18 protein-coding genes are annotated in these 19275 nt (G+C 58.1%); 7 read left to right on the forward strand and 11 right to left on the reverse strand.

The genetic code is table 11. The features are described from left to right. Positions 1–60 precede the first annotated feature (60 nt). Positions 61–831: an imidazole glycerol phosphate synthase subunit HisF gene (gene hisF, locus FGA82_RS11870; RefSeq protein ID WP_007897430.1), complete on the forward strand. Its 771-nt coding sequence runs from the start codon at positions 61–63 to the stop codon at positions 829–831. 53 nt (positions 832–884) lie between these two features. On the opposite strand, the gene FGA82_RS11875 is transcribed toward hisF, so the two are convergent. Further along, the gene (locus FGA82_RS11875; protein WP_141127223.1) at positions 885–2402 is read right to left on the reverse strand and encodes a trypsin-like serine peptidase; all 1518 of its coding nucleotides are present in this window, start codon (positions 2400–2402) and stop codon (positions 885–887) included. 319 nt (positions 2403–2721) lie between these two features. Between FGA82_RS11875 and FGA82_RS11880 the strand changes: the two genes are divergently transcribed. Further along, the gene (locus FGA82_RS11880) at positions 2722–3477 is read left to right on the forward strand and encodes a substrate-binding periplasmic protein (RefSeq protein WP_141127224.1); all 756 of its coding nucleotides are present in this window, start codon (positions 2722–2724) and stop codon (positions 3475–3477) included. On the opposite strand, the gene FGA82_RS11885 is transcribed toward FGA82_RS11880, so the two are convergent. The 5 genes from FGA82_RS11885 to gpmI all read right to left on the reverse strand — a co-directional run bounded on the left by FGA82_RS11885 (position 3458) and on the right by gpmI (position 10144). Then, complete coding sequence (locus FGA82_RS11885; RefSeq protein WP_141127225.1) at positions 3458–4831, reverse strand: Vps62-related protein; 1374 nt, start codon at positions 4829–4831, stop codon at positions 3458–3460. The genes FGA82_RS11880 and FGA82_RS11885 overlap by 20 nt on opposite strands. Before the next feature lie 115 nt (positions 4832–4946). Beyond that, the gene (locus tag FGA82_RS11890; protein ID WP_141127226.1) at positions 4947–5723 is read right to left on the reverse strand and encodes a divergent polysaccharide deacetylase family protein; all 777 of its coding nucleotides are present in this window, start codon (positions 5721–5723) and stop codon (positions 4947–4949) included. Positions 5724–5725: 2 nt separating this feature from the next. Continuing rightward, positions 5726–7045, reverse strand: a complete 1320-nt coding sequence (locus FGA82_RS11895; protein ID WP_016986344.1) for a S41 family peptidase — start codon at positions 7043–7045, stop codon at positions 5726–5728. A 30-nt stretch (positions 7046–7075) separates the two neighbouring features. Further along, positions 7076–8362 carry a murein hydrolase activator EnvC family protein gene (locus FGA82_RS11900; protein WP_038359965.1) on the reverse strand — a complete coding sequence of 429 codons (1287 nt, stop codon included), beginning with the start codon at positions 8360–8362 and terminating at the stop codon, positions 7076–7078. A 252-nt stretch (positions 8363–8614) separates the two neighbouring features. After that, positions 8615–10144, reverse strand: coding sequence for a 2,3-bisphosphoglycerate-independent phosphoglycerate mutase (gpmI, locus tag FGA82_RS11905; RefSeq protein ID WP_141127227.1), 1530 nt, complete (start codon positions 10142–10144; stop codon positions 8615–8617). Positions 10145–10297: 153 nt separating this feature from the next. On the opposite strand from gpmI, the gene FGA82_RS11910 reads away from it, so the two are divergent. The 3 genes from FGA82_RS11910 to secB are packed head-to-tail and all read left to right on the forward strand — an operon-like array spanning position 10298 to position 11510. After that, entirely contained in the window at positions 10298–10711 is a 414-nt protein-coding gene (locus FGA82_RS11910) for a rhodanese-like domain-containing protein (RefSeq protein ID WP_008080560.1), read from the forward strand. A 1-nt stretch (position 10712) separates the two neighbouring features. Then, positions 10713–10967, forward strand: a complete 255-nt coding sequence (gene grxC / locus FGA82_RS11915; protein ID WP_008080561.1) for a glutaredoxin 3 — start codon at positions 10713–10715, stop codon at positions 10965–10967. Between the two features lie 57 nt (positions 10968–11024). Next, the gene (gene secB, locus FGA82_RS11920; protein WP_007909233.1) at positions 11025–11510 is read left to right on the forward strand and encodes a protein-export chaperone SecB; all 486 of its coding nucleotides are present in this window, start codon (positions 11025–11027) and stop codon (positions 11508–11510) included. Positions 11511–11675: 165 nt separating this feature from the next. On the opposite strand, the gene FGA82_RS11925 is transcribed toward secB, so the two are convergent. Then, on the reverse strand, positions 11676–12131 hold the full coding sequence (locus FGA82_RS11925; RefSeq protein ID WP_007909235.1) for a tRNA (cytidine(34)-2'-O)-methyltransferase: 456 nt from the start codon (positions 12129–12131) through the stop codon (positions 11676–11678). Between FGA82_RS11925 and FGA82_RS11930 the strand changes: the two genes are divergently transcribed. Together FGA82_RS11930 and FGA82_RS11935 are read left to right on the forward strand one after the other, a co-directional pair. Further along, positions 12130–12570: a hypothetical protein gene (locus FGA82_RS11930; RefSeq protein WP_141127228.1), complete on the forward strand. Its 441-nt coding sequence runs from the start codon at positions 12130–12132 to the stop codon at positions 12568–12570. The genes FGA82_RS11925 and FGA82_RS11930 overlap by 2 nt on opposite strands. 190 nt (positions 12571–12760) lie before the next feature. Next, positions 12761–14728 carry a leucine-rich repeat domain-containing protein gene (locus tag FGA82_RS11935; RefSeq protein WP_249384240.1) on the forward strand — a complete coding sequence of 656 codons (1968 nt, stop codon included), beginning with the start codon at positions 12761–12763 and terminating at the stop codon, positions 14726–14728. 552 nt (positions 14729–15280) lie between these two features. Here FGA82_RS11935 and ntrC read toward each other — a convergent pair. The 4 genes from ntrC to FGA82_RS11955 form a co-directional block, all read right to left on the reverse strand. After that, complete coding sequence (gene ntrC / locus FGA82_RS11940) at positions 15281–16717, reverse strand: nitrogen regulation protein NR(I) (RefSeq protein WP_008080565.1); 1437 nt, start codon at positions 16715–16717, stop codon at positions 15281–15283. After that, on the reverse strand, positions 16714–17799 hold the full coding sequence (gene glnL / locus FGA82_RS11945) for a nitrogen regulation protein NR(II) (RefSeq protein WP_064117045.1): 1086 nt from the start codon (positions 17797–17799) through the stop codon (positions 16714–16716). Before glnL ends, ntrC begins: the two co-directional genes overlap by 4 nt. Positions 17800–18030: 231 nt before the next feature. Then, complete coding sequence (locus FGA82_RS11950; RefSeq protein WP_141127229.1) at positions 18031–18654, reverse strand: DUF4124 domain-containing protein; 624 nt, start codon at positions 18652–18654, stop codon at positions 18031–18033. Then, entirely contained in the window at positions 18651–19166 is a 516-nt protein-coding gene (locus FGA82_RS11955) for a DUF4124 domain-containing protein (protein WP_141127230.1), read from the reverse strand. The genes FGA82_RS11950 and FGA82_RS11955 overlap by 4 nt, the downstream gene beginning before the upstream one ends. Between the last annotated feature and the right edge of the window lie 109 nt (positions 19167–19275).

Here is a 19275-nt window from a genome sequence, read left to right on the forward strand (position 1 = left end):
CGTCCGCTCTTTCTTGCAGCTTGAAGCTTGAAGCTTGCAACTCTTAATCGGAGATTAAGCATGGCTCTGGCCAAACGCATCATCCCTTGCCTGGACGTGGATAACGGCCGGGTCGTCAAAGGTGTGAAGTTCGAGAACATCCGCGACGCCGGTGACCCGGTGGAAATCGCCCGTCGCTATGACGAGCAGGGTGCCGACGAGATTACTTTTCTCGACATCACCGCCAGCGTCGATGGCCGTGACACCACGCTGCACACCGTCGAGCGCATGGCCAGCCAGGTGTTCATTCCGCTGACCGTCGGCGGTGGCGTGCGTACCGTGCAGGACATTCGCAATCTGCTGAATGCCGGTGCGGACAAGGTGTCAATCAACACCGCTGCCGTGTTCAACCCGGAGTTCGTTGGCGAAGCGGCTCAGCATTTCGGTTCGCAGTGCATCGTCGTCGCCATCGACGCCAAGAAGGTTTCCGGCCCGGGCGAAACCCCGCGTTGGGAAATCTTCACCCACGGCGGGCGCAAGCCAACCGGCCTCGACGCGGTCGAGTGGGCGAAAAAAATGGAAGGCCTCGGTGCCGGCGAGATCCTGCTGACCAGCATGGATCAGGATGGCATGAAAAACGGCTTCGACCTCGGCGTGACCCGCGCGATCAGCGATGCGCTGGGCATTCCGGTGATCGCTTCCGGTGGCGTCGGCAACTTGCAGCACTTGGCTGACGGCATTCTCGAAGGCCACGCCAGCGCTGTGTTGGCGGCGAGTATTTTCCACTTCGGCGAATACACCGTGCAGGAAGCCAAGGCCTATATGGCGCATCGCGGGATTGTGATGCGTTAAATCGCCACCGACAAAGTAGCGGGTTTCGTCTCGAGCGAAACTCGCCGCTTGGCTTATTCTGCTGTCCGGGATTGCGCAGGGCGCAACTGATCAACCCGAACCTCTGAGACACTCAGGTTTCGATCCATCGTGAAACTGCATAGCGTCAGTGGCAGAGCCTTGATGGGGGTGTAAAATCCATCGTCGACTTTGCTGTAGCGCTCAGGATTGATCTCGGAGCAATTCGTTTCTTCTACAGGGCCTGTGTAGATCTGGGTCCAGAGATTGCGATCCGCCTCTTCTCGGTACTTGATAAAAAGATAATCTCCGTCAGGCTCAACGGTGAGCGTCGGCGCTGGTAATTGCACCAGAACGGGAGTTACAACTCTTGCGGCGAGGATTTGGGCATTTCCAAGGTATCCGCTATCGGTTTGTTGATCGATTGAGTTCGCACCGATCAAACACAAATAATGCAGGCCCGCTTCTCGGCCAATTGCTGATTGCACTTTTGCGTTAGTGGTGTTGATTCGATCGCTGTATTTGTCAGGTGAATAACAAGCCTGCGCATCACGAACAGTCTTGAAACGATAGAACTCGGTACTCATCGAAAAGGCGATGTCCCACTTTGGCGTTAGTTGGTGGGTGCTGGTGGCGGCTTTGTGCAGTCCGATATCTGTAATGGCTCGCGAATTCAATCTGAACTGAAAGTTTGAGTGTGCACTGAGTGCGCAGTTTTCTGCGCCGAGGTTGAATTTTCCATTGGTGAAACAAGTGCTCAGATAGTCGACAGGAAAACTCTGGCTTGCCTGATGCGGCAGCAGAGATTTTTTCTTGTTATTGCCACACAAGCCATGCCAGAAACACAAGTCATCTGAAGCGATACCGTAAGTAGTGCCGGATAATATGCCGGTGACTTCTCCCGTTGTAACATCGATCACCGGGGCGCCGGATGAGCCAGGCTCAATACCTTTGCAGTTTTGCTTCTGGTAATTGGTGTGAACGTTCAAATATTTGATCAGGGTGGTGTGGGTCGGCTCCTGGGTACAGGTCGAAAGCCTCAGGCCGGCTGCAGTGGCCGGCGCGCTGATCAGGTTCACCTGACTGACGTTGCTTGGCGCGGCTGCTGCGAGCTTGAGTGGGGTTATTCCGTCCTTTAGCAAGTTGTCCAGTGAGGTGCCTAATTGCAGGATCGCGATATCCGTACTGGCGAAACTGGCCCAGTTGACCTTGTCGATGTCATAACGCTTGGCACCTGCGCGCGTGTCATGGAAAAAATTGAATTGCATCTGACCTCGATACGCAATGTCAGCGATTGTGCCGACTCTGATGGAAGTGCAGTGCGCATTGGTCATTATGTAAGCAGGTCCGTTTGCTTCTTTACCGATTTCACGAGTATCGAGCAGGAATGCGCTGCAATAAGGCCTGTCGTCTTTGAAAATCTTGCCAACGCCGTTCCAGTGATTAAAGTCGCCGCCCGCATTACTTAGCAGAATGGCTTCCGGGGATTCGGCTGTAGTGCCTGCGCAGGAGGTTAAGGGAAGTGTCAGTGCTATTGCAGAGCACGCAAAAAATATTCGGACTTTATTAGTCATGATCAATCCTTGATCGTATTTTAGGAATTAATGGATTAACTGTATTTGGCTGGTGAGTTTAGTTTGTTGTGCTGTTCGGTGTGTACATGGCTAATGTGACTTGTTGTGAGTGCTGTTATCTGCAAGTCAATAGTGGGTTGGTGAATGCTGCAGGAATCGCTGATATGACGGAAAACTGCTCTTTCGCATGCTCTTTTTTTTGCGCCTCCAGCAGGTGCTGATTTTTTAATGGAGTCAGGGTCGAAAACCATACAGGCCAGTGGACAGCATGGCGCACCCAAGGCACTCTTGGGCACGCCATGGATTTCGGTAGCCCGACATGATCAAACGCCTGCTTCTTGTTCTCGCCAGCGCCTCGATGTTGCTCATCAATACTGCCCGGGCGGAAAACAGTCCCGACACCGATCTGGTGCTGCTCACCGAAAATTTCCCGCCATACAACATGGCAAAGAACGGCAAGAATTTCGCCCAGGGCGAGAACATCAACGGCATCGCTACCGATATCGTGCGCGAAGTTTTTCAGCGTGCCGGCATTACTTACAGCCTGACCCTGCGGTTTCCCTGGGAACGAGTCTACAAACTGGCGTTGGAAAATCCCGGTTATGGCGCCTTTGTGATGGCGCGCCTGCCGGACCGTGAAAAGCTTTTCAAATGGGTCGGCCCGATCGGTCCGGACGACTGGATCATGCTGGCCAAGGCTGACAGCAAGATCACCCTCGAAACTCTCGACGACGCACGCAAGTACAAGATCGGCGCCTACAAGGGCGATGCGATTGCCGAGACATTGGCCAAACAAGGCCTGAAGCCGATCGTAGTACTGCGCGATCAGGACAATGCGAAGAAACTGGTCAATGGTCAGATCGACCTTTGGGCCACCGGTGATCCTGCCGGGCGCTATCTGGCGCGGCAGGATGGTGTCACCGGTCTCAAGACCGTGTTGCGCTTCAATAGCGCAGAACTGTATCTGGCGCTGAACAAGGATGTCTCCGACGAAATGGTCGCCAAGCTTCAGGCCGCACTGGATCAGTTGCGCAAAGAAGGTGTGGTCGACGAGATCATGGGGCGGTATCTGTAGCCAGTGACAACTCGGGCTCCGCCAGCGCTGCGCTGATTTCGTCATCGGCCACAGACGTCTGCGCAGACGGTTCCACGGCGGGCTCCGGCGCAGGAACGACAATGACCTCAGCTTCCGCTGGCGCGTACTGGCTGATGTGCAAACTACTGCCATTGGTGTAGCTGAAACCCTCCGTCACTGACGTGCCGTCTGCGCGCACCAATCTGTAGTCGCTCTGCACCAGATAGGCTGCGACGGACCTGTTTTTGTCCACGATCGCAACCACTTCGATCACCGCCGTATTGAGCCATTCATTCGAATGTATTTCGCATTGGGTGAAATCATGGCCCAGCCGCGCAGAAAACATTGGCGCGTTGGGCTGATTGGTTTGCCATTGGGCACCGAACTCGACGGAAGTAGTCTGGGTGAATGTTCTCAAGCCTGGCGTTCGCTGAGCGCGAGGCGCTGTCCATCTGAATATCTGGCTGTCGTTGCCACTATTGCGTGCATGACCGACCAGGATGTACTGATCCTTGCGTTCCAGCATATAGAAGGGCGAGTGACGTAATTGTTCAGCGGCGGTGTAGCGCGGATCCTTTACCGTGAACCAGGGGAGACTGGCGGTGTAAGACGGATCGTCCGTTGGCTCGACAGATGTCGGCGTTTCCCCGCACAGCACGGGTGGCGATGGGCGCGTGTACAGCTGCAGGCCAATCTGCAGGCGCAAGCTGTAGGCCGGGAAACTGGCCGGTCTGGTGTAGTCACTCAAGCTGAAGAAACTGCCCGACGCCAAGTAAACCTCGCCAGGTAAAGCGGCTGGAGGAACGGCGCTCCAGGTGCTGACGCGCTGTCGGGCCTTGCTGCCTTTGTCGTCCCAGATCAGATCGGTGGTATTCGACGCGATCACCAGATCTGCGCGAACGCAGCGGACCGCATTGAGCGACGGTTTTTCATGATCCCTCGAGCACACCGACCCCAGCGCCACGTAGCCTGCGGGAGGCAGAGGTCGCCAGATCGACAGATCTCTTTTTGAACCTGACCCGGAATCCTTCCAGACCAGCTCGTAATCATTGGGACGACGCAGTGCCCTGCCTTTGGTGGGATCAATGCTGGCAATGTCTGCTTCGCAAGCCACCGCCACTACTCGTTCGCCGTTGATGTTGCCCAGGCCTCTGGTGACGACATCGCCCAAGGGGAAGTAACCGGGCAGCGCGTCGGGAGCCGGCGTCGGGCGCCAGAACGACGCAGGTTTGGCCGACACACCGTCGGTATCCCAGATGCGCATGAACTCTGTTGTGAAGTTGACCAACAGGTTATCGATTCGGATCGGTTCAGTCCGCCCAATGGGCGGGATGATCGGGGCGTTGTTTGTCATGGGCACTCCTGATAGTTGAAAGCGACTCAAAGGAGCCGCGACCTGTAGCAGGTCTTACTATCCGGAACGGAGTGGGGCGTTCGGTGGTAACTATGTATTGCAACGTGACCGGATGTTACCGGTAAACGCCATCCTTGCCATGACCAGCCATGGCACGATTGCTGCGCACGCTGATCATCTGCCTGATGTCGATCCAGTCAATCCCCTGTGCTTTCAGCTTCGGCAGTTCACGTTCCAGCACCGCCAGTGTCTGCGGATAAGGATGGCCGATCATCACCGCTGAACCCTGTTTGTGCGCTAAAGCAATCGCGGTCTGCAGCTGATTGGCAATTGCCGCTTCGGTACGCTCGTCATCGAGGAACACATCCCGGGAAACACTCGCCAGATCGATTTTCTGCGCCTGTTGCGCCGCGACGGTCTGCGCACTGGTGCGGCTGTCGACGAAAAACTTGTGCCGGCGCTGCAACTCGGCCATCAACCACGCCATCGCCATCGGTTGCGCAGTCATGCGGCTGCCCATGTGGTTATTGATGCCGGCGGTGTAGGGGACCATTTTGAACGCCGCGTTGAGGCGTTTTTCCAGCTCTTCGATCGGCAGTTCCGGGTGCCAGGCATAAGGCCCGGTAGCCGGATCCATGGGCATGTGCAGGATGACAATCTTGCCGGCGCGATGGGCCTCGCGGGCGAACTCGGTGGCGTGGGGGGTATCAGGCATGATCGCCGTGGTCACCGGGCCGGGCAGGGCCAGCACGCGGCGATCCCGGGGCAGATTCTGCCCCAGGTCATCGATGATCAGTGTCAGGTAGGCTTTGTGCGATGTTGAACTGGCGGGCTGCGCATGAGCAGCACCCGCCAGACAGCACAACAGAACGAAGACGAAACGCAAAGACATCCTCAGCGGCCGGATGTGATGCTCAGCCCTTTGAGCAGGCTCAGGGCCTGGGCCAGTTGGTAGTCGTCATCCTGCGGCATGGCTTTAGGCTTGGCGCCCGAGCCGGTCGGCTTGTCCGCGCCGCCGTTGCCGTTGCCCAAGTGACCTTGCAGGTCGGCTTCCTTGAAGTAATCGCCATCGGCCTCGTTGGTGATCTTGGCCTTGCGTACTTCGATATCCGGAACGATACCCTGTGCCTGAATCGAACGTCCGTTCGGTGTGAAGTACAGCGCTGTGGTGATTTTCAGTGCGCGGTCGTTGTTCAGCGGCAGCACGGTTTGCACCGAGCCTTTACCGAAACTGGTGGTGCCCATGACCACGGCGCGTTTCTGGTCCTGCAGGGCGCCGGCGACGATTTCCGACGCCGAGGCGCTGCCACCGTTGATCAACACAACCATCGGCACCGCTTCACTTTCGTCTTTGCCGGTGGCAGAGAAGCGCAGTTCGGAGTTGGCGATTCGGCCTTTGGTGTAAACGATCAGGCCTTTGGTGATGAAGTGGTCGACCACTTCCACCGCCGCTTGCAACACGCCGCCCGGGTTGTTGCGCAGGTCGAGAATGATGCCGTTGAGCTTCTTGCCGTTGTCCTTGCGCAGCTTGGCCAGGGCCTTGGAGACCTCTTCGCCGGTCTTGACCTGGAACTGGGTGATGCGGATGTACGCGTAGCCGGTTTCCAGCAGCTGCGCCTTGACGCTTTTCACCTGAATCACCGCACGGGCCAGGGTCACGTCAAACGGCGTTCCGCCGTCGCGCACCAGGGTCAGGGTGATTTTCTGGCCGATCTTGCCGCGCATCTTGTCGACGGCTTCGGTCATGGTCTGGCCGCGCGTTGGCGCGCCGTTGATCTTGACGATGAAGTCGCCGGCTTGAATACCGGCCTTCGACGCCGGGGTGTCATCGATTGGCGAGACCACTTTGATGAAGCCGTCTTCGGCGCCGACTTCGATACCCAGACCGCCGAATTCACCGCTGGTGCTTTCCTGCAGCTCGGTGAAATCTTCAGGGCCAAGGTAGGCCGAGTGCGGATCAAGGTTGCTGAGCATGCCTTTGATCGCGTTTTCCAGCAGGGTCTTGTCGTCCACCGGCTCGACGTAGGCAGCTTTGATCCGGTCCATGACCTCGGCAAAGGTGCGCAACTCTTCCAGCGGCAACGGCGCCTTGGAGGTCGCGGCAGTGCCTGCCGGAGCGACGGCCGGGGCCGGTTGCGCGGCGAACGCCAGAGGCGCGCCGATCACCAGGGCGATCGTCAGGGCCAGCGAGGTAAGGCGGGACAAATGCAGCATGTCGAACGAACTCCTAATTAGATGGTGCGCTTATCCTTGCGCACGACACCATTGCGCCGGATCACTCGGGTGACCCTGCTGACGAATTGCGAAATACAGCGCTGATGTATCCTGGCCGCCACTGTTACCGACAGTGGAGATGGACTCACCGGCTTTTACCACGTCACCGGCCGACTTGAGCAGCGTCTGGTTGTGACCGTAAAGACTCAGAAAACCGTTGCCGTGATCAAGGATCACCAGCAGCCCGGCACCGCGCAGCCAGTCGGCGAACACCACGCGACCACCGTGCACGGCATGCACCTGGCTGCCGGCGGAGGCGCTGATCATCACGCCGTCCCACTTGGTCCGGGCGTCGTCGCCACGGCTTTCGCCGAAGCGTGCCAGCAGTCGACCATCAACCGGCCATGGAAGTTTTCCCCGGGTTGCAGCAAAAGGACCACCGAAGGTCTCGCCGCTGCTCGAGACCAGCGCGCCGGGAGTGGATCTGGCGGGTTTTCGTGGGGCGTCGCTGTTTTCAGCCTGCGCCTCACGCAAACGCTTTTTTTCCGCTTCCTGCTGGGCGATCAGCGCTTTCTGCCGCGCTTCTTCTGCCTCACGTGCCTGGCGGGCCAGGGTTTCTTCAATGGTTTTAAGGACTTTAGACAGGTCTGCCTGATCCTGCTCGCGGGCGGCGAGTTTCTGGTCGCGGGCTTTCACGTCATCGTTGAGCTTGGCGAGGACCTGCTGACGTTCCTTGCGAACATTTTCCAGTTCGTCGCGCTGGGTATCGAGGCTGCTTTTCTGTACCAGCAACTGCGCCTGCTGGGCGGCAATGTCTTTTTCGACATTGGCCAGTTGGCGCAGGGTCTCGTTGAAGTTCTTCAACTGCTCCAGGCGGGCCTGGCTCAGGTAATCGTAATAGGTGAGGGTGCGGGCGAATTTCTCGGGATTCTGCTGGTTGAGCAGCAGCTTGAGGTATTCCTGCCGACCGTTCTGATAGGCCGCTCGGGCCTGAATGGCGATCAGTCGTTGCTGTTCAGTGCGCGCGCTCTGGAGTTTTTTTTTCTCTGCATCGAGTCGCTGTAGCTCGGATTCGCTTTTCTGCAGCTCTTTCTGCAGCGCATCGACCTGTTTCTGCAGCTTGCCCAGCTCGGTTTCAGTGCCCTTGAGCTCTTTCTGCACGCCGGATTTTTCTTCCTGGACCTTGCTTAGCAGTTTTTTCAGCTCGGCAATGTCCTGACGCGTGGCGTCCAACTGTTGTTGGGTTTGCGCGCGCTCGTCAGCGAAGGCCGGTTGGAGCAGGCAGGTCAGAGCGAGGGCGATCAGGACGCGGAGCATAGAGGCGGGCGGCACCAGGGTAAGGGACGGCCTAGTATGCCCGCCCGAGGCTGCAAAAAAAACGCCCAATTGGGGCTGTGTGATAACTGGCTGGAGATACAGCTAAAAATAATCTCTGAAACCACCGTAAACCATTATGGGAGCTGGCTTGCCAGCGATGGCGTCTGCACATTCAACATAGATGTTGGCTTTCAGATTGCTATCGCTGGCAAGCCAGCTCCCACAGGGTTTTGTGGTGTTTGATCGGGCGGGTTAGACCAAGATGGAAGTGCCGGTCATTTCCGCCGGTTTTTCCAGACCCAACAGCTTGAGCATGGTCGGCGCCACATCCGCCAGCACGCCGCCTTCACGGACTTTCAGGTCGCGCTTGCCGACATAAATGAATGGCACCGGCTCGGTGGTGTGCGCGGTGTGCGCTTGGTGGGTTTCTTCATCGGCCATTTTTTCGACGTTGCCGTGGTCAGCGGTGATCAGCGCTTCGCCGCCGACCTTTTCCAGTGCTTCAACGATGCGACCCACGCAGGTGTCGAGGCATTCAACGGCTTTCACTGCTGCGTCGAACACGCCGCTGTGGCCGACCATGTCGCCGTTGGCGTAGTTGACCACGATCACGTCGAAACGCTGGTTTTCGATGGCTTCAACGATGCGGTCGGTGACTTCCGGCGCGCTCATTTCCGGCTGCAAATCGTAAGTAGCGACTTTCGGCGACGGGATCAGGATGCGTTCTTCGCCCGGGAACGGTTCTTCGCGGCCGCCGGAGAAGAAGAAGGTCACGTGGGCGTATTTCTCGGTTTCAGCGATGCGCAGTTGGGTTTTGCCGTTCTTCGCCAGATAGTCGCCCAGCACGTTTTCCAGGCTGCCGGCGGCGAATGCCGACGGTGCCGGAATGCTCGCGGCGTATTGGGTCAGCATGACGAAGCCAGCCAGTTTCGGCTGGCGTGCGCGTTCGAAATCCTTGAAATCGTCTTCGACGAATACGCGAGTCAGCTCGCGGGCACGGTCGGCGCGGAAGTTCATGAACACCACGGCGTCACCGTCTTCGACTTTGACCGGCTCACCGATGGTAGTGGCTTTAACGAATTCGTCGCTCTCGCCGCGAGCGTAAGCAGCCTCCAGACCTTCCTGCGCGGTGGCGGCGTTGAATTCGCTGTTGCCGTCGACGATCAGGTTGTAGGCCTGAGCGACGCGATCCCAGCGGTTATCACGGTCCATGGCGAAGTAACGGCCGATAATGCTGACGATGCGGCCCTTGCCCAGTGCCTGGAACGTCGCATCGAGCAGTTCGATCGACGAGGCGGCGCTTTTCGGCGGCGTATCGCGGCCATCGAGGAAGGCGTGCAGGTAGATTTTTTCGGCGCCGCGCTTGAAGGCCAGTTCGGCCATGGCGATCAGGTGATCCTGGTGGCTGTGTACGCCGCCATCGGACAACAGGCCCATGAAGTGCACGGCTTTACCGGCGGCCACGGCTTTATCCACAGCGGCGCAGATGGTCGGGTTCTCGAAAAACTCGCCGTCGCGGATCGACTTGGTCACGCGGGTGAAGTCCTGATACACCACACGGCCAGCGCCAAGGTTCATATGACCGACTTCAGAGTTGCCCATCTGGCCGTCCGGCAGACCGACGTCCATGCCGCTGCCCGAGATCAAGCCATTCGGCACGCTGGCCCACAGGCGATCGAGAACGGGCTTCTTCGCCGCAAATACGGCATTGGATTCAGGGCTGTCGCTGTGACCGAAGCCGTCGAGAATCATCAGGACCAAAGGTTTAGGCGTAGTCGTCATGGAATTCACTCGTGGCTAATAAAGAAGAGGGCGATGGAAAAGGGAGTTGGAGTTTAAAGCTAAGTTCCGACCGCGTCACCGCCGGACGGGGTTTGGCCGACCATAGTGGCTGTGTATACTGGCCGACATTTTAACGCCCTGGAACCTCCTTCGATGGTTGCTCACCTGATTGAATTTGCCACTAACCACTACATTCTTGTCGGTATCTTCGTCGTACTGCTGGCTCTGCTGCTGGCGCACACGATGCAGGGCGGCGGTAAAAGCCTGAGCACCGGTGAGCTGACTGCACTAGTCAACAAAGACGCAGGCGTAGTGGTGGACATCCGTCCGGCCAAGGATTTCGCTGCCGGCCACATCGTTGGCGCGATCAACATTCCCCAGGACAAGCTGGCTGCGCGCACCGCCGAGCTGGAAAAGCACAAGGCCAAGACCATTATTCTGGTCGACGCCCTGGGCCAGACCGCTGGCACCCACGCCCGCGAACTGATGAAATCCGGCTTCACCGCCGCCAAGCTGTCCGGCGGGATCTCCAGCTGGAAAGGCGACAACCTGCCGCTGGTGAAGTGATATGAGCGAAGTCATCGTCTACTCCAGCGATTACTGCCCTTATTGCTCGCGAGCCAAGTACCTGCTCGAGAACAAAGGCGTGGCCTTCAAAGAGATCAAGGTCGATGGCAAGCCGCAGGTGCGCGCCGAAATGGCCCAGAAAGCGGGGCGCACGTCCGTGCCGCAGATCTGGATCGGCAGCAAACACATTGGCGGTTGTGACGATTTGTATGCTTTGGAGCGCGCGGGCAAACTCGACGCGCTGCTCAAGGCCTGAACGGCTGCACCCACGTACAGCACTCCCTAAAAGACCCAAGATCGATAAGGATCTGAGATGACTGACCAACAGAACACTGCAGCCAGCGAAGAAGAAACCGCACCGCAATTCTCCTTGCAGCGCATCTACGTACGCGACCTGTCCTTCGAAGCCCCGAAAAGCCCGGCGATCTTCCGCCAGCAGTGGGATCCGGCGGTCGCGCTGGATCTGAACACTCGCCAGAAAGCGCTGGAAGGTGATTTCTACGAAGTCGTGCTGACCCTGTCCGTCACCGTGAAAAACGGTGAAGAAGTTGCCTTCATCGCTGAAGTGCAACAGGCCGGTATCTTCCTGATCAAGAACCTCGATGCGGCTTCAATGAGCCACACCCTGGGTGCGTTCTGCCCGAACATCCTGTTCCCGTACGCACGCGAAACCCTGGACAGCCTGGTGACCCGTGGTTCGTTCCCGGCGCTGATGCTGGCCCCGGTGAACTTCGACGCTCTGTACGCGCAAGAATTGCAGCGCATGCAGGAAAGCGGCGAGACGCCAACCGTTCAATAAACGGTCCTGGCTACAACGAAAAAAGCGCCGTAACAGGCGCTTTTTTCTTGGCTGATCGTTCCCACGCTCCGCGTGGGAATGCCTCTGGGGACGCTCCGCGTCCAGTGACGCGGAGCGTCACGGGCTGCATTCCCACGCAGAGCATGGGAACGATCAGGTGTGTAGTTATTTGAAGTCGTTCTGGCGCCAGGCTTCGTATACAGCGACGGCCACGGTGTTGGACAGGTTCAGGCTGCGGCAGCCTTCGCGCATCGGCAGGCGCAGGCGCTGTTCCGGCGGCAGCGCGTCGAGCACTTCCGGCGGCAGGCCACGGCTTTCCGGGCCAAAGATGAACGCATCGCCAGGAACAAACGCGGCATCATGAAACGGCCGCGAGCCTTTGGTGGTGAACGCGAACAGCCGTGGATTACCCAGGCTTTCCAGGCAGCTGGCCAGGTCCGCGTGACGCTGCAGCGTGGCATATTCGTGGTAGTCGAGGCCGGCACGGCGCAAGCGCTTGTCGTCCATCTCGAAACCCAACGGTTCGATCAAATGCAGGTGGCAGCCGCTGTTGGCGCACAGCCTGATAACGTTGCCGGTATTCGGCGGAATTTCTGGTTGAAAAAGGATGACGTGAAACATGCACGGCTCCGAAGGTAAAGATGAGCGGCATTCTACGCCGCCTGTGGACAACCGTTCGAAACTATTCCCGCGAGTCATCGGTTCGCTGGCGATTGTCGGCGTGATGATCGGCTTGATGATTGGTCGCCTGACCACGCCGGATCCAACGGTGTTGCAGCAGGTTGAAGTGACCGATGGTGGTTTGCTGGTGTGGTTCAACAATGAGCCGAAGCTGCACGGTGAAATCATCGATGGCACCGTGGCGCTGCTGTTTCAGGCTGAAGGCCCGGCGCAGAAGGGACAGCTCAAGCTTAACGGCAAAGACGTCAATTGGCGTACGCGCAAGAGCGACGGCGGGTTGCTGCTGACGGTTCTGGCGGCGCGGCCGCTACAAGGCGAGTGGACAGGCAGCGAGGTCGACGACCGCTGGCGGCTGGAGATTCGACTGCAAGCGAACTGAGCGGGGACCTAACGTCCTGCTGGTTCACTCCCGCGCTTATTGACGTCTTTTCCCACTTCACAAGTCTGCCTTTCCGCTCTCCTTCATCGCCTGCGCACGCTATCGTGCGCTCCTCTTTCAAACCGGCAGGATGCCGAAACCTTCGTCCCTTGCGCGACAGACAGGGGCGAATTCTTCAAGGATGAAAAACATGCCAGTAAAACCACCTCGTGGTGGCAGTGCCCACGTGGATGTTCACGGAAGTCCGAGCCGATCGGTAGATGCGGACACTTCGCTCCCCGGCCCATCGGGCCGTCGAGGCGTCGACTCAGGTATTACTCTCGACAATCCGCAGTCGCGAGCCGACGCTAGAGACATTGATGCCATCCATCCGGCTCCGGCTGTCATCGTTCACACCGTCCCCGTTGAAACTCGTCTGCCCACTCCTCAGCCGTCGCTGGACCATTACGTAGTCAATGCCCGGGCGATACTTCCAGAAATCAACAGTGTAGGTTTAAGGGTTTTTAACAAGCGAACTTACGCTGACGTGGCCGGTGGCGACCTTGTCCTTGTCGCCGTGGATCCGCAAACGGGATTGCATCGAGCCCGACGCACAAGCGAGTTGCTTTTAGGCCCGGTAATGCTGCGCAATGCCCAGAGCGGTCTCTGGTACCAGCGTGAGATCGTTGAGCCAGCCACTCGAGCGCAGATCAAACAGTATTTTCCGGAATTGACCGATCAACACGCAGACGACTTTATCGCCAGGTTCAGTGACAAGGATGTGGCAAATGTGGAGCTCAAGCGTATTCAGCTTGGGCTACCGCAACTGGGCAGCGAACACGTCATCATCCCCAACCACCAAAATCACGTACCCGAGTCCCATGAGATATCTGAAGCGTTTGGCATGTGGAGCAGGCTACGCCAGTTGTACAAGTGGCAAGGTGAGCCTGATCAGCGGGTCTACAGCGATGGGCGGCTATCGGGTTTCAAGCTGGATATCAATCTCACGCTATGGCCAGTCGATAAGTTGCTTTCATTGAGGTTCAACTCAGTCGTTGCTCTTGCGTTAAGAGGTAATGCACCGCTGAACCCTGAGGTGTTTTTTGCGCAGTTTCCAAACATTGAAAGTCTGACGGTAACAAGCCAATTAATCACCAGAAGATCCTTCGGGGCCTCTATATATGAGCGTGCTTACTCAAGATTCAATATGGATTCGCGCTTTACCGAGCAGTTAGTGAAGCTTCCCCGTTTACGAGAATTGAGCCTGCAGGATTGTGATTTACAGGCAAATTTTTCGCTGCGGGGCATGACCAGACTGCAGGTGTTGAGGCTTGCAAACACACCGGGGCCAGCGGCGAATGATTCGCCCGGTCCGTTACGCTTTCAGATGCCTGTTCAACACCGGAACGATTTGCAAACGGATCCTGACATTTCCGGGATGACCGACTTGCGTGTACTGGATCTGACGGGAGCCGGAATACGCCGAATTCCTTTCGGGCTCGATGCCGACAACGGGCGGTCAACACTGGAAGTATTAAGGCTTGGCGACAATGCGCTGTCTGTCGCACCTTCACTCAAAGCAATGACTGCGCTGCAGGAGCTGGATCTTTCCAGCATGAGGTTAGACAGATTTCCGGAGGGCATCACCAATGAGATTCCCGGGAAAGTGTTGAATCTGGCGAACAATCGAATTACCTCGATCCCGGAATCCGTTGAACTCAGAGCAGGCTTCAATCTCATCGGCAATCCAATAACGGACCCGGCCTCACTCCGGCGGCTGATACGTGCACGGATAAAAACCGACTCCGATATTTGGTTGGGAGCAGAAAGTAGTGATGTGTCGGCAAATCTCTGGCTGCAGCATGTGCCGGCAGAGGAAGTACCTGCAAAACTGCAACTCTGGAACAGCGTTGCTCACCTTTCGAGCAGGCTTCGCAAACTGAGTCGTACGCCTGAGTTTCACGTTGAGTACCCGCTTCTGCAGCGGCGGGTCTGGTGGTTTCTCGAGGTCTTCGTCAAAGCTGACGCCAGCGAAAAGGCACGGCTGACAGACATTCTGAGCAATGAACCCAGTCCTGGGAAAATGCTGGACAGGCTTGAAGCAGAGATACGGGAGTATGACTCGGGGCGGCAAAACCAGCCCCTGCACCATTTACCCAAACGTCCGAAGCTTGATTAAAGCCGGGCTGAACGCCTCGGCGAGTGGTGTAAAAGCGGGAATCCCTGACCTGCCTGTATCAGGGTTCCCAAAACTGCTGGACTTCGCTGCGAGCGTCGGTCCGGTGTAAAGAGGGAACCCCCGGCCTGCCTGTACCAAGGATCCCAAAAGGGTGGGCTCGTCGCGTTGCGGTATGAGCCCGATGTAAAGAGGGGAATCCCCGGCCTGCCTGTACCAAGGTCCCCGAAACGGGTGGTGAAACGAATCACCTGCAAGAGGTATTGCAGGGGGCGTGCCAGGTTTTAATCTACTGAAACAAAAAATCTGATCAGAAACACGAAAGCCCCGGAATTCGGGGCTTTCGTGTATTTGAAAAGTTGATCATTCGGTGTTTTCGGAAGCGAACGTGGGGATTCGACTGTGCGCAATCGCGGGTCATCGTGCATTGATGCGGTGCACGGTTGCCCTAAAAGCTTCGCGAGCAGGCTCGCTCCCACCGTTGGAATGCAATTCCCTGTGGGAGCGAGCCTGCTCGCGAATGGATGTCACGGTCAGCGAAGATTCAAAGGCTGATCAGCCCTCATCCCCCTCATCATCATCCGCACCATCAACCTTCATCCCCAGTTCCTTGATCTTGCGCGTCAGGGTATTACGCCCCCAACCCAGCAGCACCGCCGCATCACGCCGACGCCCGGCCGTGTGCTTCAGCGCGGTCTCGATCATGATCCGTTCAAATGCCGGCACCGCACTGTCGAGCAAACTCGACTGGCCACGCGCCAAGGCTTGGTCTGCCCACTGGCGCAGCGCCTGCTCCCAGTTGGTCACTGGCGCCGAGTCTTGCGGCAGGTTCAGCAGTTCTGGCGGCAGGTCGCTGATGTGTACCTCGCGCCCGGACGCCATTACGGTGATCCAGCGGCAGGTGTTCTCCAGCTGACGCACGTTGCCGCCCCACGGCAGGTTCTTCAGGTATTCCTCGGTCTCGCTTTTCAGCAGCTTCGGCTCCACCGCCAGCTCTTGCGCGGCGCGGCTGAGGAAGTGCTTGGCCAGGGTCGGGATGTCTTCACGACGGTCCGACAGGCGCGGGATGTGGATGCGGATCACATTGAGGCGATGGAACAAGTCCTCACGGAATTTGCCGGCGTGCACCAGGGTTTCCAGATTCTGGTGGGTCGCCGCGATGATGCGTACATCGACTTTCACCGGCACATGCCCGCCGACGCGGTAGAACTCGCCATCGGCCAGTACGCGCAATAGTCGAGTCTGGGTATCCGCCGGCATGTCGCCGATTTCATCAAGGAACAGCGTGCCGCCGTCAGCCTGTTCAAAGCGGCCGCGACGCAGATTTGCCGCACCGGTAAACGCGCCTTTCTCATGGCCGAACAGCTCGGACTCCATCAGATCTTTTGGGATCGCCGCCATGTTCAGCGCGATGAACGGCGAGGCCGCGCGCGGGCTGTGGCGGTGCAATGCGTGGGCGACCAGCTCTTTACCGGTGCCGGATTCGCCGTTGATCAGTACGGTAATGTTGGAGTGGCTCAAGCGCCCGATGGCGCGAAACACTTCCTGCATCGCCGGCGCTTCGCCGATGATTTCCGGGGTGCGGGTCAGGGCCGGTACGACTTCCAGGCCTTGTTGTTCCTGTGCGTGTTGGTTCGCACGTTTGACCAGCGACACCGCTTCATCAACGTCGAACGGCTTCGGCAAGTATTCGAAAGCGCCGCCCTGATACGAGGCAACAGCGCTGTCCAGATCGGAGTGAGCGGTCATGATGATGACCGGCAACCGTGGATGCTGCTCGCGAATCCGCGCCAACAAATCCAGACCGCTGGCACCCGGCATGCGGATGTCGGAAATGATCACGTCAGGCTGCTGACGGGCCAGCCGACTCATCACACCATCAGCGCTGTCGAAGCTCTGCGTGGTCATGCCTTCCTGCTGCAGGGCCTTTTCCAGAACCCAACGGATAGAACGGTCGTCATCGACGATCCACACGGTTTCACTACGGCTCATGTCGATGTGGCTCCTTGTTCCAGTGGCAGAAAGATCGAGAAGGTGGTGTGGCCTGGATGGCTGTCACACTCGATCAGACCCTGGTGCTGGCTGATGATGTTCTGGGTAATGGCCAGACCGAGCCCGGTACCGTCCGGGCGCCCGCTGACCATGGGAAAGAAAATGGTTTCCTGAAGTTCCGCCGGGATCCCCGGGCCGTTGTCGATGATCTCGATCTTGGTCACCAGACGATGGCGGATGTGGCCGATGGTGAACTGGCGCATGGCGCGTGTGCGCAGGCTGATGCGCCCCAGGCGCAGCTCGTTCTGGCTGCTGATCGCCTGCATCGCGTTGCGTACGATGTTCAACACGGCTTGAATCATTTGCTCGCGATCGATCAACACGTCGGGAATGCTTGGGTCGTAATCGCGCACCAAGGTGATGCAGCCCTGGCTTTCCGCTTCGACCAGTTGGCAGACGCGCTCCAGCACTTCGTGGACGTTGCACATCGCCAGCGACGGCAGCTTGTTCGAGCCGAGCATGCGGTCGACCAGATTGCGCAGGCGGTCGGCTTCTTCAATGATCACGTTGGTGTAGTCGCGCAGGCTGTCTTCCGGCAGCTCGCGAGCGAGCAATTGCGCAGCGCCACGGATGCCGCCGAGCGGGTTCTTGATCTCGTGGGCGAGGCCGCGCACCAGCATCTTGCTGGTTTCCTGCTTGGACAGCTGCGCCTCTTCCTTGGTGATCCGCAGCAGGCGGTCACGCGGATGGACTTCCAGCAGGAGCATGGTCGCGCCGTTACTGAGGATTGGCGTCACCGCGTAATCAACGGTCAACGTCTGGCCGGTGAGGGCCGTGAGCATCGCTTCGCGTTTGGTGAACGGATGCGCCTGTTCCACGGCCTGGCGCAGGGAATTCAGCGCCTCGGTGGATTCGGTGAACAGCTCGCTGATGAATTGCCCATGGCTACGCTGCCCGCTGATGGCGAGCAGCATCTCCGCCGCCGGGTTCATGTACTCAAGGCGCAATTCGGCGTCGAGCAGGATGGTGGCGGTGGTCAGGTTGTCGAGCAGCAAACGGTGGATTGCGTCGCTAATAGTCATCGGAGCCTCTTTTGGGGGCGGAGCGTGCGCAAATAACAAGCGTCGGTGAACGGAAAATGCAAAAACCAAACCAAGGCTCTGAAAAGAAGCGTTCAACGCCTGAAACAGGCGTTTGACGCTCGTTTGCGTGGCAGGGTGCCAGCTCGAACGGGAAGTTTCGAACCAAAATGGGTTGGATTGTGGGTACGGTGCAATCTATTGCACCAATATAGTGCGCGAAGCTGAGCGGCGTTAGAAGAAACGCAGGAAGGGGTTTTTCGGTTCTTCGGGTTTGTCCTTCAAAGGGCATTCCGGGCGTACGCCGTAGTCATCGGCGACGCAGGGTTTGACCTGGCGTTTCTGCGCGAGGGAGATGCGCAGCATGTGGAAGGGCTGGTTGGCGGTGCGTTCGACGGTGCGGCCTTCGGCATCGAGTATTTCCACGGACAGGTTATGGCTGCCACGATCAATGTTGTTCAGCGGGAACACCGGACTCAGACCGGGTTCGCCGGTGGCCTGGCCGTCCAGTAGCAGGCGATAGCGGTGGCCACGTTGCAGGCCGGGTTCGCTGGTGACGCTGACGATGATCTCGCCGGCACTGCTGCGAATTGTGGCATCGGGTTCGGGCACCAGAATGCGCAGCATGTCGTAGTGAAACAACGGTTGTTCGACGGATTTTTTCGCCGTGGTGATCGGCGCAGCGGCGGTGGGATTGGCTGACATGCGATTGCTGGTGGCGATCGGCACGCGTTTGGCGTTGCCGCGCGGTTGGTCGGTGTAGACGCGGTTGCCTTGTGCGTCGGTGTAAGTGAAGACCTCTGCTGAAGCCTGCAGGGCCAGCAGCACCAACACGACGAACAAACATGCGCGGATCATGGCTTGTGGACCCGCTGCACGCTGAGGGGGACTGGTGGGCTCTGCTGGATGACCGTTTGCCCGTCAATTACCTGCACCGCTAAACGATGTTCGCCGCGATCTACGTTTACCAGTTGCAGGATTGGCACGTTGCTCGGCTGACCGTAAGGCTCATCGTCCAATACCAGTCTTAATTGATGCGGCGGCAGCAGGCGCGGTTTGATCAGCACTTGTACGGTGAACGTGCCGTTATTGGCGCGCAGGGCCTCTTCGGTGGGCAAACCAGCGAGTTCAAGAATGTCATAGGCGTTGCGCGCAGGTTCACGGTTGTCGGTTTCGGGCGCGGGTGGTGCGCTGGGCGCCTGAGGCTCGACCCGATTGAGCGGCGGCAATTCCACCGGTTGTGCCTGCACGCCGTCCGGCGAGTGATCGCTGTACACCGTGTGGCCGTTGGCATCGGTGTATTTGTAGATCTGCGCGGCGGCGGGCAGGGCGATCATCAGCAATAGAATGTAGAGAAAGGTGCGACCCATGAAATCGACCGGGATTGAAAGCGATGGGGTGCAGCATAGGACAGGTGTGGCGGTTGGCCCAACCCTGCACACATCCAGAGATCATTCATACACCACAATTGATCGTTCC

The organism is Pseudomonas fluorescens (assembly GCF_005938625.1).
Taxonomy (GTDB): domain Bacteria; phylum Pseudomonadota; class Gammaproteobacteria; order Pseudomonadales; family Pseudomonadaceae; genus Aquipseudomonas; species Aquipseudomonas fluorescens_BD.

Bases quoted from the DNA above. Each gene is read 5' to 3' on its own strand.
- hisF (WP_007897430.1), top strand. From the start codon at position 61: ATGGCTCTGGCCAAACGCATCATCCCTTGCCTGGACGTGGATAACGGC.
- FGA82_RS11875 (WP_141127223.1), bottom strand. From the start codon at position 2,402: ATGACTAATAAAGTCCGAATATTTTTTGCGTGCTCTGCAATAGCACTG.
- FGA82_RS11880 (WP_141127224.1), top strand. From the start codon at position 2,722: ATGATCAAACGCCTGCTTCTTGTTCTCGCCAGCGCCTCGATGTTGCTC.
- FGA82_RS11885 (WP_141127225.1), bottom strand. From the start codon at position 4,831: ATGACAAACAACGCCCCGATCATCCCGCCCATTGGGCGGACTGAACCG.
- FGA82_RS11890 (WP_141127226.1), bottom strand. From the start codon at position 5,723: ATGTCTTTGCGTTTCGTCTTCGTTCTGTTGTGCTGTCTGGCGGGTGCT.
- FGA82_RS11895 (WP_016986344.1), bottom strand. From the start codon at position 7,045: ATGCTGCATTTGTCCCGCCTTACCTCGCTGGCCCTGACGATCGCCCTG.
- FGA82_RS11900 (WP_038359965.1), bottom strand. From the start codon at position 8,362: ATGCTCCGCGTCCTGATCGCCCTCGCTCTGACCTGCCTGCTCCAACCG.
- gpmI (WP_141127227.1), bottom strand. From the start codon at position 10,144: ATGACGACTACGCCTAAACCTTTGGTCCTGATGATTCTCGACGGCTTC.
- FGA82_RS11910 (WP_008080560.1), top strand. From the start codon at position 10,298: ATGGTTGCTCACCTGATTGAATTTGCCACTAACCACTACATTCTTGTC.
- grxC (WP_008080561.1), top strand. From the start codon at position 10,713: ATGAGCGAAGTCATCGTCTACTCCAGCGATTACTGCCCTTATTGCTCG.
- secB (WP_007909233.1), top strand. From the start codon at position 11,025: ATGACTGACCAACAGAACACTGCAGCCAGCGAAGAAGAAACCGCACCG.
- FGA82_RS11930 (WP_141127228.1), top strand. From the start codon at position 12,130: ATGCACGGCTCCGAAGGTAAAGATGAGCGGCATTCTACGCCGCCTGTG.
- FGA82_RS11925 (WP_007909235.1), bottom strand. From the start codon at position 12,131: ATGTTTCACGTCATCCTTTTTCAACCAGAAATTCCGCCGAATACCGGC.
- FGA82_RS11935 (WP_249384240.1), top strand. From the start codon at position 12,761: ATGCCAGTAAAACCACCTCGTGGTGGCAGTGCCCACGTGGATGTTCAC.
- ntrC (WP_008080565.1), bottom strand. From the start codon at position 16,717: ATGAGCCGTAGTGAAACCGTGTGGATCGTCGATGACGACCGTTCTATC.
- glnL (WP_064117045.1), bottom strand. From the start codon at position 17,799: ATGACTATTAGCGACGCAATCCACCGTTTGCTGCTCGACAACCTGACC.
- FGA82_RS11950 (WP_141127229.1), bottom strand. From the start codon at position 18,654: ATGATCCGCGCATGTTTGTTCGTCGTGTTGGTGCTGCTGGCCCTGCAG.
- FGA82_RS11955 (WP_141127230.1), bottom strand. From the start codon at position 19,166: ATGGGTCGCACCTTTCTCTACATTCTATTGCTGATGATCGCCCTGCCC.